At 73.0% G+C, this 12,981-nt stretch carries 13 protein-coding genes; 4 read left to right on the top strand and 9 right to left on the bottom strand.

Going from position 1 to position 12,981, the window contains the following annotated elements:
- Window positions 1–41: 41 nt before the first annotated feature.
- Together ACIQUT_RS18250 and ACIQUT_RS18245 are read right to left on the bottom strand one after the other, a co-directional pair.
- Window positions 42–638, bottom strand: coding sequence for a septum formation family protein (locus tag ACIQUT_RS18250; protein WP_403563909.1), 597 nt, complete (start codon window positions 636–638; stop codon window positions 42–44).
- A 184-nt stretch (window positions 639–822) separates the two neighbouring features.
- Complete coding sequence (locus ACIQUT_RS18245) at window positions 823–1,419, bottom strand: TetR/AcrR family transcriptional regulator (protein ID WP_403563908.1); 597 nt, start codon at window positions 1,417–1,419, stop codon at window positions 823–825.
- Window positions 1,420–1,526: 107 nt separating this feature from the next.
- Here ACIQUT_RS18245 and ACIQUT_RS18240 point away from each other — a divergent pair, with 107 nt between their 5' ends.
- Both ACIQUT_RS18240 and ACIQUT_RS18235 read left to right on the top strand, forming a co-directional pair.
- A complete protein-coding gene (locus ACIQUT_RS18240) occupies window positions 1,527–2,459 on the top strand; it encodes an NAD(P)-dependent oxidoreductase (protein ID WP_403563907.1) in 933 nt (310 codons plus the stop codon).
- A gap of 78 nt (window positions 2,460–2,537) precedes the next feature.
- Window positions 2,538–2,954, top strand: coding sequence for a PPOX class F420-dependent oxidoreductase (locus ACIQUT_RS18235; protein WP_403563906.1), 417 nt, complete (start codon window positions 2,538–2,540; stop codon window positions 2,952–2,954).
- Between the two features lie 47 nt (window positions 2,955–3,001).
- Here ACIQUT_RS18235 and ACIQUT_RS18230 read toward each other — a convergent pair whose 3' ends face one another.
- Window positions 3,002–3,532 (bottom strand): NUDIX hydrolase, encoded by a 531-nt coding sequence (locus tag ACIQUT_RS18230; protein WP_403563905.1) that lies wholly within the window; start codon window positions 3,530–3,532, stop codon window positions 3,002–3,004.
- A 171-nt stretch (window positions 3,533–3,703) separates the two neighbouring features.
- Here ACIQUT_RS18230 and ACIQUT_RS18225 point away from each other — a divergent pair, with 171 nt between their 5' ends.
- Both ACIQUT_RS18225 and ACIQUT_RS18220 read left to right on the top strand, forming a co-directional pair.
- Complete coding sequence (locus ACIQUT_RS18225) at window positions 3,704–4,252, top strand: hypothetical protein (protein WP_403563904.1); 549 nt, start codon at window positions 3,704–3,706, stop codon at window positions 4,250–4,252.
- 136 nt (window positions 4,253–4,388) lie between these two features.
- Window positions 4,389–5,228 (top strand): hypothetical protein, encoded by an 840-nt coding sequence (locus ACIQUT_RS18220; protein WP_403563903.1) that lies wholly within the window; start codon window positions 4,389–4,391, stop codon window positions 5,226–5,228.
- A gap of 93 nt (window positions 5,229–5,321) precedes the next feature.
- On the opposite strand, the gene ACIQUT_RS18215 is transcribed toward ACIQUT_RS18220, so the two are convergent.
- The 6 genes from ACIQUT_RS18215 to pdhA form a co-directional block, all read right to left on the bottom strand.
- Window positions 5,322–6,968: a serine/threonine-protein kinase gene (locus ACIQUT_RS18215; protein ID WP_403563982.1), complete on the bottom strand. Its 1,647-nt coding sequence runs from the start codon at window positions 6,966–6,968 to the stop codon at window positions 5,322–5,324.
- A 172-nt stretch (window positions 6,969–7,140) separates the two neighbouring features.
- Window positions 7,141–7,911 carry a hypothetical protein gene (locus ACIQUT_RS18210; RefSeq protein WP_403563902.1) on the bottom strand — a complete coding sequence of 257 codons (771 nt, stop codon included), beginning with the start codon at window positions 7,909–7,911 and terminating at the stop codon, window positions 7,141–7,143.
- A 154-nt stretch (window positions 7,912–8,065) separates the two neighbouring features.
- A complete protein-coding gene (locus ACIQUT_RS18205; RefSeq protein ID WP_403563901.1) occupies window positions 8,066–9,004 on the bottom strand; it encodes a GNAT family N-acetyltransferase in 939 nt (312 codons plus the stop codon).
- A 144-nt stretch (window positions 9,005–9,148) separates the two neighbouring features.
- A complete protein-coding gene (locus tag ACIQUT_RS18200; RefSeq protein WP_403563981.1) occupies window positions 9,149–10,579 on the bottom strand; it encodes a dihydrolipoamide acetyltransferase family protein in 1,431 nt (476 codons plus the stop codon).
- A 32-nt stretch (window positions 10,580–10,611) separates the two neighbouring features.
- Window positions 10,612–11,592 carry an alpha-ketoacid dehydrogenase subunit beta gene (locus tag ACIQUT_RS18195; RefSeq protein WP_403563900.1) on the bottom strand — a complete coding sequence of 327 codons (981 nt, stop codon included), beginning with the start codon at window positions 11,590–11,592 and terminating at the stop codon, window positions 10,612–10,614.
- 2 nt (window positions 11,593–11,594) lie between these two features.
- Window positions 11,595–12,800, bottom strand: coding sequence for a pyruvate dehydrogenase (acetyl-transferring) E1 component subunit alpha (pdhA, locus tag ACIQUT_RS18190; RefSeq protein ID WP_403563899.1), 1,206 nt, complete (start codon window positions 12,798–12,800; stop codon window positions 11,595–11,597).
- Between the last annotated feature and the right edge of the window lie 181 nt (window positions 12,801–12,981).

Below are 12,981 nucleotides of genomic sequence, written 5' to 3'. Positions count from 1 at the left end.
CCTGATGATCACGACTCGATAGGCGCCCTGGTGCGAGAGCCCTAGCCGGAGGCGCGGACCGAGCCGGTGGTCGTACCGGTGGTGACGCCCACGAAGCAGATGACCTCGCGGTCGCCCCGGGCCCACGTGGCGTCCGACGGGTCGTAGGAGAAGACGGTCCGGCCCGCCAGCTTCGCCGTATCGCCCGCGTAGCCGGCGAGCGCCTTGCCGGAGCACTTCTCCTCGGCCATCCGGGCGACCTTCTCCTTGCCCGGGTACGGACCGTCCGGCAGGTTGAACACGGCGTACACCTCGCCCTCGTGGGCCTTGTCGCAGGACACGATGCGCACCGATCCGGCGGACTCACCGTCCTTCGTCAGATCGTCCTCCGTGGTGAAGCAGTCCCCCACCCGGAGTTCCTCCACATCGGTGAAGGCCGGGCCGGCGACCCGGACACCGGCTTCGCGCTGCGGCGGGGCGGCTCCGGCCGTCCCGCCGAGGAATCCGAGGTTCAGCGCGAGCGCGAGGGCCGCGCCCGGGACGGCGAACGCAAGGACGGCCCGCGTCCCGGTCCTGCCCGACGCCGTGGGCGGGGGCGGAGGTGGGGGTGGGGGCGGCGATGGCGGTGGGGGTACTGCCACGGGTACGGGTCTGGACATCGCGCTGCGCTCCTTGCACGGAGGGGGAGTCGCAACCAGCAGCCGGGCCTCCCGGCCCACGCCTGCCGACGGTGTTGTGCCACTACCCACGCTACCGGGGACGGCGCGGCCCCGCCCGCCGTACCTGACGCCGGGCGACGGGCACCCGCACCCGCCCCCGCACCCGCCCCCGCACCCTGCTCGTCTAGGCGCGGACCGGGCCGGCCTCCTGCGCCGCGTACGAGCGCACCAGGCGGGCCAGTTGGCGGCCGGCCGCGTGCAGGGGCTCCTCGCTGCGGTTGACCTGGGCCGTGACCTCGGCGCCCTCCAGGGTGCTGATGACGGTGGTCGCCACCTCCCGGGCGTCCGGCGAACCGAAGCCGGCGGACAGGAGTTTGTCGAAAACCAGCTGCTCCCAGCCGCGCAGCGCCTCGGCGCACGCCTGCTGGATCCCGGAGTCGGTGCCGAGGGTCTCCAGGGCGGCAGCCGTGACGGGGCAGCCGTCGGTCCAGCCGGAGGCGCGGAGTTCGGCGGCGAGGCGCGCGGTGCAGGCGGTCACCGCGTCCGCCGGGTCCTCGGTGCCGTCCAGCGCCTCGCGCAGGAGCGCGGCGAACTCCCGGCTGCCGTGCTCGATCGCGGCGACGGCGACGGCTTCCTTGCCGCCGGGGAAGAAGTGGTAGACGGAGCCGAGGGTGGCATCCGCCTCCTTGGCGATCTGCTTGATGCCCGTGCCGACGTAGCCCTGCCGCTGCAGCAGGCGCGATGCGGCGACGACGATCCGCTCCCGGGTGGTGTTCTGCATGGGGCCACCGTACCGGCCGATTGAGTAGAGCGCTCGTTCCAGAGCTGTGCTACGTTTCCGTCCACGTTCTGGATAGAGCGCTCGTTCTAGTGAGGGGTGGGATTCTCATGCACAGCAGCAGCACCGGACAGCCGCAGTCGCAGTCGCAGCCGCCGTCGCCGTCGCCGTCGCCGTCGGTCACCGTCATCGGACTCGGCCCGATGGGCCGGGCCATGGCCGCGGCCTTCCTCGACCGCGGCTACGAGGTCACCCTGTGGAACCGGACCGCCTCGCGCGCCGACGACCTCGTGGCCCGCGGCGCCCGGTTCGCGCCGGACGTCGCGGAAGCGCTGGCCGCGAACGAGGTGGCGGTCCTCAGCCTCACCGACTACGCGGCGATGTACGAGGTACTCGAACCGGCCGCCGCCGCGCTCGCCGGGCGGGTCCTGGTCAACCTCAGCTCCGACACCCCCGAGCAGGCACGCGCCGCCGCCCGCTGGGCGGCCGAGCGGGGGGCCGTCCAGCTCACCGGAGGCGTCACCGTGCCGCCTTCCGGGATCGGACGGCCCGAGTCGTCCACCTTCTACAGCGGCCCCCGGGAGGTGTTCGACGCCCACCGGCCACTGCTCGAAGCCGTGACCGGCCGGACCGACCACCGGGGCGAGGACCCGGGTACGGCCGCGCTCTTCTACCAGATCGGCATGACCATGTTCTGGACGTCCATGCTGGGCTACTGGCAGGCGGTGGCCCTCGCCCGCGCCAACGGCCTGACCGCGGCCGGCATCCTGGAGCACGCCGCCGACACCGCGAACTCGCTCCCCGGCTTCTTCGCCTTCTACGCCGAACGCATCGACGCAGGCCGCCACGACGGCGACGTGGACCGGCTGGCGATGGCGATGGCCAGCGTCGAGCACGTCCTGCACACCAGCGCCGCCGCGGGCGTCGACACCACCCTGCCGGCTGCGGTCGCCGCCCTGGTCCGCCGCGGCATGGACGCCGGCCACGCCGCGGACAGCTTCTCCGCCCTGGCCGACCTCATGGGAAGCGGCGCCGGGGCGTAGCCGGGCCCGCCGCCCGACCACCGGGAGTCGGGGGAAGTTGCTGTACGGGCGAGCCGGGGCCCAACTAGCCTCGCGGGCATGACGATTGTGCTGAACGACGCCGTACGCAGCCTGCTCGACGCCCCGCACCCGGCGGTCCTGTCCACCCTCAACCCCGACGGCAGCCCGCAGAGTTCGGTGGTGTGGGTCTCCCGCGACGGCGGCGAACTGCTGGTCTCCACCGAGCAGGGGCGGCGCAAGGAACGGAACATCCTCCGCGACCCGCGGGTCGGCCTGACCGTGTTCGACCTGGCCAACCCCTACCTCTACGCGGAGATCCGCGGCACCGCCACCGTCACCGAGGACACCGGCCGCGCGGTCGCGGTCCGCATCGCGGAGGAGTACCTCGGCCCGGGCGGCGGCAAGGAGTACCGGGAGGCCCCGGCGGAGGACGTCCGCGTGGTCGTCCGCATCACCCCGACCAAGATCCTCGGCAACGCCGCCAAGGCCGGCTAGGGCTCCGCCCGGAAGCGTTGGCCGGCCGACCGACGCCGTCGGCCGGCTCAGGCCTTGAGGTCCAGCAGCAGGGCCATCAGGCCCACCAGTGTCGCGCTGCTGACGATCTCCCGTCGGGCGATCATGCCGGGGACGTCGGTCAGCGGGATCCATTCCAGCCGGTCCGACTCGTTGTGCTCGGTGGGCTCGCCGATGCGCCGAACCCCGTCCGCGCGGAACACGAAGTGCCGGCTGTCGGTGATCCCGGCCGCCGGCTGTGCGTGGATCAGCTCGCTCACGGCCTCCGGACGCCACCCCGTCTCCTCCTCCAGCTCCCGGGCTGCGGCAACCCCAGGGCTTTCACCGTCCTCGACCAGACCCATGGGCAGCTCCCAGGCCCAGGTGTCCGTGACGAAGCGGTGGCGCCACATCATCAGCACGCGCTGCTCCTCGTCGACGGCCGCCGCGACGGCGAGGTCCCGCAGCCGCACGACGTGGTAGTCGGTGCGGGCGCCGTCCGGCTGCTCCACGTCCAGCGAACGCAGCCGCACCCAGGGGGTGTCGTAGAGCGTGCGCTCGCCGTGAACGGTCCATCGCATGTCGTGCCTGCTCTCAGGGGATATCGGGTCGGAGGACGAATGGGTGACGCAGGAGACGACGCGCCCTTTCGGGCAGGCGTCGGCTCCCTTCCGTGTGTACTTTTGGCGACCGTCTACTTGCACCAGGTAGTCGAGCGTGCACAAAAAGCAAGGCACGGAGGGTAAGTATTCATGCACAAGCTCCAGCAGGCCGTGATCGCCACTGTGGCGGTGGCGAGCCTGGCCGCCGTTGGCGCGGGAAGTGCTCACGCCGCTGATGCGAGTGGCCGCGCTTCGCACGTCGCACCGCCCGCCCCGAAGGCTGCCCAGCTCCCGCAACTGCCCCGGCTCCCGCAATTTCCGCAGCTCCCGCAGCTCCCGGAACTCCCGAAGCTCCCGAAGCTCCCGAGCAATTCCGTTCTGCATACGCAGTACGCACCGTACGCACCGTACGCGCCGTACGCACCCTACGTGCCGTACTCCGCGTACGCGCCCTACACGCCGTACGCGGCCGACGCTCCGGGAACCCCCAACACGCCCAACACCCCGAATACCCCGAACACTCCGAACACGCCGAACACCCCGGGCAACGGCACACCCCATACGCCGAACACTCCGAACACGCCGAATACCCCCAATACGCCGAACACCCCGGGCGGCGGCAACACTCCGAACACACCCAACACGCCCAACACGCCGAATACCCCGAATACCCCGAATACGCCGGGCGGCGCGCTTTAGGGGTATCGAAGACCGAGGGGCTGATTGGCCCTTCACATCACACAGCGGCGCCGCGCAGTGAATTCACTGCGCGGCGCCGCCATGTATGTGTCCAGTGCGTGCATCACCTCAGTTGGGGGTGTTCGGGGTGTTGGGGGTGTTCGGCGTGTTCGGGGTGTTGCCACCGTCGGCCGGGGTGTTCGGGGTGTTGGGAGTGTTGGGGGTGTTCGGCGTGTTCGGGGTGTTACCGCCGTCAGCCGGGGTGTTCGGGCTGTTGGGAGTGTTGGGGGTGTTCGGCGTGTTCGGGGTGTTACCGCCGTCAGCCGGGGTGTTCGGGCTGTTGGGAGTGTTGGGGGTATTCGGCGTGTTCGGCGTGTTACCGCCACCGCCCGGGGAGTTCGGAGTATTCGGAGTGTTGGGCGTGTTCGGAGTGTTCGGCGTGTTACCGCCCCCACCCGGACTGTTCGGGGTGTTGGGAGTGTTGGGGGTGTTCGGGGTGTTGGGCGTGTTCTTGCCCTTGCCCGGGGAGTTCGGGGTGTTGGGAGTGTTGGGCGTGTTCGGGGTGTTGGGCGTGTTCTTGCCCTTGCCCGGGGAGTTCGGGGTGTTCGGGGTGTTGGGCGTGTTCGGGGTGTTGGGCGTGCTCTTGCCCTTACCCGGGGAGTTCGGGGTGTTCGGGGTGTTGGGCGTGTTGGGCGTGTTCGGGGTATTGCCGCCGCCGCCCGGGGTGTTCGGGGTATTCGGAGTGTTCGGCGTGTTCGGCGTGTGCTCGGTGACCACCATCTGCGGCGCCGGTGCGGCCATCGCCGTGGCCGGGAGTGCGATTCCTCCGGCCATTGCCATGGAAGCGGCAGCCAGCATGATCTTGCGGGACATGTTCATCATCGGTCTTCTCCATTCGGCGCCGCGGGGATTCCTGATATCACCCGCGGCAAGTCGGGATGCTTTGAGGCCTCGTGCTCTTCTCCGGGATTCCCCGGTGAGGACCTGCTTCAAATAAACCCGACGAGGAGGAGAGGGTCATGTCACATGAATACGTGGCTTGACGCCGGAAACCGATGGTGGTAAATCGCGGCCCGGGGCGTGGCGCCCGTCAGTGGCCGGAGACGGCGAAGGAGTCCACCGCCGTGCTGAAGATGCCGTGGGCCTCCTTGGACCGGCCGACCGGGGCGGACACCCACACGTCGTACAGCGTCCCGTTCTGCTCCCAGGCGAGGTCGTACGTGTGCCGGGCGCCCTCGGCGGCGGAGAAGCCGTCCCAGGTGAACTCCCAGAACGCGGCGGGCAGTCCGCGGTGGGTGGTGGCCGTGACCCGGTTGTCGCGGTACCCCTTGTTGTTCACCGGGCCCCGCTCGTCGGCGGCCAGCATCGACCCCATCGCCCCGCCGGGCGGCAGCGTCCCGAACTTGATGCCGACCCGGACGGCCCCGTCGGCCGTGATGTAGAAGGTCCGCTCGCCGTCCGTGGAGCGGACCGTCCCCCGGGGCACGTTCAGGCTGAACCCGCGCAGGTCCTGGACCTTCGTGTACCCGGCCGGCACGCCCCCGGACTGCGGCGGCGTCGGGGACGCCGGCGAAGGCACCGGCACGGACACCGACCCGCCCGGCGACGGCACCGGGTCCGTGGGCGAGGGGGACGAGGTGGACGGCGCGGGCGATGCGGTCGACGGGGCCGCGGACCCCGGCGGGGCGGGGACGGGCGGTGCCGAGGCCGCCGAGCCGCCCGGGCCCTTCGCCGTCCGGCCGTCGAGCAGCGTCACCGCCGTCACCGCGCCCGCGCAGGCCGCGACGGCCCCGGCCACGACCAGCGCCGCCCGCGCACCCCGCAGCCGGGGCCGCGGCCGGCCTTCCCGGCCCGCGGGCCGGTCCCGGTCGATGCGGTTCTCGCGCCCGGCCCCGTCGTCCACGGGGTCCGGCGCCCGGTCCACCTGCTCGGTGGGCGTGTATACGGCCCCCGCGCCGGAAGCCGCGCCGGAAGCCGTCTCCTCCTCCGCCGGGCTGCGGTCGCCCGCCGCGCACGCGGCCAGCAGCCGCCGCGCCTCCGCGGCCCCCATCCGCCGCTCCGGGTCCCGCTCCAGCAGGCCGCGGACCACCGGCAGGAGCGGCCCGAGCCGGGCCGTCGGCCGGATCTCCTCGTACACGACGGCGTGCAGGACGGCACCGAGCGAATCCCGGCGGAACGGCGACTCGCCCGCGACCGCCGCGCACAGCAGCGCGCCCAGCGACCACAGGTCCGACGCCGGGCCGCCGGCGGCGCCCTGCATCCGCTCCGGTGCCGAGTACTCGGGCGTGCCCGCGAACATCCCGGTCCCGCTGATCGTCGTCGTCCCGGGGAGGCTCGCGATGCCGAAGTCGGTGAGCACCACGCGGCCCGTACCGGCCTCCAGCAGGACGTTCGCCGGCTTCACGTCCCGGTGCAGCACGCCGTGGGCGTGGCCGGCGGACAGGGCGCCGAGCAGGTCGAGCCCCACACCGGCGGCCTCCCGCGGGGAGAACGTCCCGTCGGGGGCGGCCAGCCGGTCGGCGAGCGACCCGCCGTCGACCAGCTCCATCACGATGACGGGCTGCCCCTCGTGCTCGACCACGTCGTGGACCACGATCACGTGGGGATGCCGGATCTGCGCCACGGCCCGCGCCTCGCGCAGCGCGCCCGCCGGATCGGCCCCCGTGTCGAGGGACAGCGCCTTGACCGCGACCGAACGCCCCAGCAGCTCGTCGGCGGCCCGCCACACGACGCCCATGCCGCCCCGGCCGAGCCTCTCCTGCAGCCGGTAGCGCCCGGCGATCACCGTGTGGCCGCCGGCCTCCGACCCGTCGTGCAGCGACACCCGCTCCCCCGTCCCCGTTCGCAGACCACGGCCATGATGCCGCACGCAGCCCAACGCCACACCGGAGATGCACTCTGACGGCAGTTCAGGGCAGCACCGCCCGGACCCCCGCCCAGGCGTCCACGGCCCGGGCGGTGTCCGGGGCACCGTCCAGGTGGGGCCGGACCGCGGCCATGCTGTTCAACAGGAGCTTGATGCGGCGCAGGTGGCGGATGCGGCGGCGGGGCAGGTCCCGCCAGGCCAGGCCCTCCGCGGCCGCCTGAGCCGGGGTCAGGTCGATCAGGTCCAGCACCTCGCGGCACAGCCCGTCGGGGTCGCCGCCGAGGCCGTGGCCGGGGCCGAACTGCCGGATGAGGTACGCCCGTACGCCGGCCCGGTCGATCGCGTGGTCCAGCGGATGCCGCTCCGCCCACGCGGCGGTGCGGTCCACCGCGGCCAGCGCCACCCGGCCCCAGCGCAGCCGCATCCCGTCGGGCAGGGCGTCGTCCTGCATCCCGGACACGCCGTGCGAGCGCAGGGTCAGCGGGTGCGGCTCGTCGGCCAGCGGCGGGTCGGTGGCCAGCCAGGCCTCCAGGTCGGCCAGGGCGTGGCCGCCGGGCGGCACCGCGGTCAGCACCTGCCCGCGGGTGAGCAGCGCGGTCATGGCGCCGGTGAGGCGGACCCGTGCCGCCTGGCCCGCGCGGAGGGAGGTCACCCGGTGCCCGCGCCGCTCGATGTCCCGCAGCCCGAGGCGCGCGTCCCCGGCGGCGTACACCTGGCCGGTCCGGGCGACGCCCCCGATGCACCGGACGGCACACAGCCCGCCCGCGGCATCGGCCTCCTCGACGGAGTAGACCTGGAACTCGGCGATGGACACCCGACACGCCCCCCTTCAGGCCCGGAAGGGTACCTTCCCTCGCCCTCCGCCCGCCGCTCGAGCCGCCCTTCCGGCCACCGGCCCGCAGTCGGCGGGGCCGCCGGGCGGGCCGGAGGCGGCCCGGGCGGGCCGGGCCTCGGCGGCCCCGCCCGGGTCAGGCACGCTCGGGGGCCTCCAGGACCAGGCGGATCTCGGAGACCTCGTAGCCTGCGCGGGCGAAGGCGGCGGCCATCGGGGCGTTGACGGTGTCCGTCGTCGCCGTGATGCGGTCGGCGCCCGCGGCGGCGTGGAAGCGGGTGATCTCGGCGAGGACCTCGTCGATCAGGCCCTGCCCGCGCTGCTCGGGCACGACGCCCAGGTAGCCGACGTTGCGGTGGTACGGGGTCGCCGACGGGACGGCCAGGCCGGCGAGGGTGCCGTCCGGCAGCTCGGCGAGGCGCCACCAGGAGCGCTCGCCCGGGCAGTCCAGGTAGAACTCCATGTCCTCGCGGGCCAGCTGCTCGGGGGTCTTCGCACGCAGCTCGCTCTGCGTGGCCAGGTCGAGGCTGCCGGCGGAAATCCGGACGAAGGCGTCGAGGAACTCCTCGTCGGTGCCCTCCCGGAAGGCCAGCCGCCCGGTCGGCGCGGCGGTCCCGGAGAACGGGGTCCACTCGAAGCGCAGCCGCTCGATCTCACGGGTCAGGCCCGCCCGGTGCGCGGCCTCCCGGCGCCAGGCGACCGCCCCGGCCAGGTCCGGACGGCTCCGCCAGTCCGCGGGCAGGGAGAGGTTCCAGAGCGGGAGGGCGCCGAAGGCCTCGTGCCCGGCGGCCAGCAGCCCGGCGGCGAGGGCGGCCGGGTCGGCGACCGAGGACCGGACCTGGAGGCAGTCCAGGGCGATGGGCCGCTCGCTGTCGGCGCGGCCCCACCACAGGGCGCGGGCCAGGACCTCGCCGTCCGCGTCCTCGGCGAACCAGGTCCACTCGGGGCGGAAGCGGTGGGCGGCGAACTCCTCGCGGACCTTCCCGGCGGGGAGGGCGGGGACGGGGCCGTCGGCGGGGTGGTCCGCGGCACGGTCGAGGTCGGCGGGGTCTGCGGTGGCAGCACGGAAGATCATCCGTGGATGATCACACGGGGCGGCGGCCGTGGCCAGGGATTTCGGTGGGCGTCGCCGCCCACCGCGCCGACGGCCGATGGCCGGCCCCCTCGACAGGGGACCGGCCATCAGGCGGTGGAGCGGGTGGAGCGGTGGAGCTGCCTGCTACTGCCAGGTGATCAGGCGGCGCGGGTTCTCCAGTACGGCGGCGATGTCGGCCAGGAACTTGGAGCCGAGCTCGCCGTCGATCAGGCGGTGGTCGAAGGACAGCGCCAGGGTCGTGACGTGGCGCGGCTTCACCTTGCCCTTGTGGACCCACGGCTGGAGCTTGATCGCGCCGACCGCGAGGATCGCGGACTCGCCGGGGTTCAGGATCGGCGTACCGGTGTCGACGCCGAAGACGCCGACGTTGGTGATGGTGAGGGTGCCGCCCTGCATGTCGGCCGGGGAGGTCTTGCCGTCGCGGGCCGTGGCGACCAGCTCGGACAGGGCCCGGGAGAGCTCCGGCAGCGTCTTGGCGTGGGCGTCCTTGATGTTCGGGACGATCAGGCCGCGGGGGGTGGCCGCCGCGATGCCCAGGTTGACGTAGTGCTTGAGCACGATCTCCTGGGCCGCCTCGTCCCAGGACGCGTTGACGTCCGGGTTGCGGCCGACGGCCACCAGGACCGCCTTGGCGATGAGCAGCAGCGGGTTGATCCGCAGCCCGGCCAGGTCGGGGTCGGCCTTGAGCTCCTGGACCAGCTTCATCGTCTTCGTGATGTCGAAGGTGATGAACTCGGTGACGTGCGGCGCGGTGAACGCCGAGCCGACCATGGCCTGGGCGGTGACCTTGCGGACGCCCTTGACCGGGATACGGGTCTCCCGGGCGCCCGGCACGGCCGGCGCGGCGGCGGCCGCCGGGGCGACCGCCTCGGCCGGAGCGGGGACCGCGGCCGGGGCGGCGGCCTGCGGGGCGAGCGCGGCCGCGGCGGCGGCGTGCACGTCCTCGCGGGTCACGATCCCGCCGTCGCCGGTGGGGACCACGGCGGCCAGGTCGATGCCGAGGTCCTTGGCGAGCTTGCGCACCGGCGGCTTCGCCAGCGGCCGCTCGCCGGCGGCGGGCGCGTGCCCGCTGCCGTTGAGGACGGGGGCCGGGGCCGGGGCGGGCGCCGGGACGGCCACCGGAGCCGGCGCGGCAGCGGCCGCCGGAGCCGCGGCAGCGGCGGCCGGGACGGCCTTGCGCGGGCGGCGCTTCGTCGAGGACTGGGCGACGCCGTAGCCGACCAGCACGGGCTGGCGGCCCTCGGGCGCGACCTCCTCGTCCGGGGCCTCGGCGGGGGCGGCCGGAGCCGTGGCGGCAGCGGCGGCCGGGGCCTCGGCGGGGGCCGCGGACGCGTCGCCGGTCTGCACGGAGATGATCACCTGGCCGACGTCGACCGTGGTGCCCTCCTCGAACAGCAGCGCGTGCACGGTGCCGTCGAAGGGGATCGGCAGCTCCACGGCCGCCTTCGCGGTCTCGACCTCGCAGACGACCTGCCCGTCGGTGACGGTGTCACCCGGCTGGACGTACCACTTGAGGATCTCGGCCTCGGTGAGGCCCTCGCCCACATCGGGCATCTTGAATTCGCGGATGGTCACGGGGGCTCTCCTCAGTACGCCAGCGAGCGGTCGACGGCGTCGAGCACCCTGTCCAGACCCGGCAGGTATTCCTCTTCCAGGCGGGCCGGCGGATACGGCGCGTGGTAACCGCCCACGCGCAGCACCGGCGCCTCCAGGTGGTAGAAGCACCGCTCCGTGATGCGAGCGGCGATCTCGGAGCCCACGCCCAGGAACACCGGGGCCTCGTGGACGACCACGAGCCTGCGGGTCTTCTCGACGGAGGCCTGGATGCCGTCGAAGTCGACGGGGGACATCGAGCGCAGGTCGACGACCTCCACCGACTTGCCCTCCTCGGCCGCCGCGGCGGCCGCCTCCAGGCAGACCTTCACCATGGGGCCGTACGCGGCCAGTGTGAGGTCCGAGCCCTCGCGCACGACCCGCGAGGTGTGCAGCCCGGTCGGGATGGCGTCGGTGTCGACCTCGCCCTTGTCCCAGTAGCGCCGCTTCGGCTCGAAGAAGATCACCGGGTCGTCGCTGAGGATCGCCTGCTGGAGCATCCAGTAGGCGTCGCTCGCGGTCGACGGCGAGACCACCTTCAGGCCCGCGACGTGCGCGAAGAGGGCCTCCGGGGACTCCGAGTGGTGCTCGACCGCGCCGATCGCGCCGCCGTACGGGATGCGCACGACGACCGGCATCTTGACCTTGCCCAGGGCGCGGGCGTGCATCTTCGCGAGCTGCGTGACGATCTGGTCGTACGCGGGGAAGACGAACCCGTCGAACTGGATCTCCACGACCGGCCGGTAGCCGCGCAGGGCCAGGCCGACGGCCGTGCCGACGATGCCGGACTCGGCGAGCGGGGTGTCGATGACCCGGTCCTCGCCGAAGTCCTTCTGCAGGCCGTCGGTGATCCGGAAGACACCGCCCAGCTTGCCGACGTCCTCGCCCATGATCAGGACCTTGGGGTCCGTCTCCAGGGCCTTGCGCAGCGACTCGTTGAGCGCCTTCGCGATCGACATCTTCTCGACAGCCATGATCAGTTGCCCTCCTCGAACGAGGCGAGGTAGGCGGCGAACTGGGCGCGCTCCTCGTCCACCAGCGCGTGCCCGTCGGCATAGATGTTCTCGAAGATCGCCATCGTGTCCGGGTCGGGCATGGTGCGCACGGCCTCGCGGACCCGCTTGCCGAGGGCCTCGCTCTCCGTCTCCAGCGACTCGAAGAAGGCCTCGTCGGCATCGCCGGTCGCCAGCAGGTGGGCCTTCAGGCGCAGGATCGGGTCCTTCGCCTCCCAGGCGGCCCGCTCCTCGTCCCGCCGGTAGCGGGTCGGGTCGTCGGAGGTGGTGTGGGCTCCCATGCGGTACGTGAAGGCCTCGACGAGCGTCGGGCCCTCGCCCTGCCGGGCCCGCTCCAGGGCCCAGCGGGTCACGGCCAGGCAGGCCAGGACGTCGTTGCCGTCGACCCGGACGCCGGGGAAGCCGAAGCCCGCGGCGCGCTGGTACAGCGGCACGCGCATCTGGCGCTCGGTGGGCTCGGAGATCGCCCACTGGTTGTTCTGGCAGAAGAACACCACGGGCGCGTTGTACACGGCCGAGAAGGTGAACGCCTCGTTCACGTCGCCCTGGCTGGACGCGCCGTCGCCGAAGTAGGCGATGACCGCCGAGTCGGCGCCGTCCTTGGCCACGCCCATTGCGTAACCGGTCGCGTGCAGCGTCTGCGAGCCGATGACGATCGTGTAGAGGTGGAAGTTGTTGGTGCTCGGGTCCCAGCCGCCGTGGTTCACGCCGCGGAACATGCCCAGCAGGTTGGTGGGGTCGACGTCGCGGCACCAGGCCACGCCGTGCTCGCGGTACGTCGGGAACACGTAGTCGTCGTCGCGCAGCGCACGGCCGGAGCCGATCTGGGCGGCCTCCTGGCCGAGCAGCGAGGCCCACAGGCCCAGCTCGCCCTGGCGCTGGAGGGCGGTCGCCTCACCGTCGAAGCGGCGGGTCATGACCATGTCGCGGTACAGGCCGCGCAGGTCATCGGCGGTGATGTCGGAGACGTAGGGGAGGAATTCCGCGTTCTCCGCGTTCTCCACCCGGTCCCCTTCCGGCGTCAGCAGCTGTACGAGCTGGGGCTCGGTGCTCTGCGCGGTGGCGACAGCCTTCGCTGCGGGGGTCTTGGAGGCGCTCGCAGCGCCTGCCGCCCGCTTGGTGCCGCTGCTGCGTCGCGGCTTGCGCGCGGCAGTGCTCTCCACGGTCACGTGTTGCTCCTCCGTCGTTCCGGCTCCCGGGTTCTCCGGGGTCCAGTGCGGCTCACCTGGATCTGTACCGGCGCACGGGGTGGGTGCGGCCGTGTACGGGATTCAGGCGTGACAGGTGCCCCGGCGACAGTCCTGCGCAATCACGTTACCCAGTACCGCGCATAACTGCGAAACCCCACTT

It is taken from the genome of Streptomyces sp. NPDC090445 (assembly GCF_044769385.1).
Lineage (GTDB): Bacteria > Actinomycetota > Actinomycetes > Streptomycetales > Streptomycetaceae > Streptomyces.
Note: the sequence above shows the minus strand (reverse complement) of the source record. Positions and strands in the feature narration are given on the sequence as shown.

Coding starts and splice junctions, on each gene's coding strand:
- ACIQUT_RS18250 (WP_403563909.1), bottom strand. CDS start 638: ATGTCCAGACCCGTACCCGTGGCAGTACCCCCACCGCCATCGCCGCCC.
- ACIQUT_RS18245 (WP_403563908.1), bottom strand. CDS start 1,419: ATGCAGAACACCACCCGGGAGCGGATCGTCGTCGCCGCATCGCGCCTG.
- ACIQUT_RS18240 (WP_403563907.1), top strand. CDS start 1,527: ATGCACAGCAGCAGCACCGGACAGCCGCAGTCGCAGTCGCAGCCGCCG.
- ACIQUT_RS18235 (WP_403563906.1), top strand. CDS start 2,538: ATGACGATTGTGCTGAACGACGCCGTACGCAGCCTGCTCGACGCCCCG.
- ACIQUT_RS18230 (WP_403563905.1), bottom strand. CDS start 3,532: ATGCGATGGACCGTTCACGGCGAGCGCACGCTCTACGACACCCCCTGG.
- ACIQUT_RS18225 (WP_403563904.1), top strand. CDS start 3,704: ATGCACAAGCTCCAGCAGGCCGTGATCGCCACTGTGGCGGTGGCGAGC.
- ACIQUT_RS18215 (WP_403563982.1), bottom strand. CDS start 6,968: ATGGGCGTCGTGTGGCGGGCCGCCGACGAGCTGCTGGGGCGTTCGGTC.
- ACIQUT_RS18205 (WP_403563901.1), bottom strand. CDS start 9,004: ATGATCTTCCGTGCTGCCACCGCAGACCCCGCCGACCTCGACCGTGCC.
- ACIQUT_RS18200 (WP_403563981.1), bottom strand. CDS start 10,579: ATGCCCGATGTGGGCGAGGGCCTCACCGAGGCCGAGATCCTCAAGTGG.
- ACIQUT_RS18195 (WP_403563900.1), bottom strand. CDS start 11,592: ATGGCTGTCGAGAAGATGTCGATCGCGAAGGCGCTCAACGAGTCGCTG.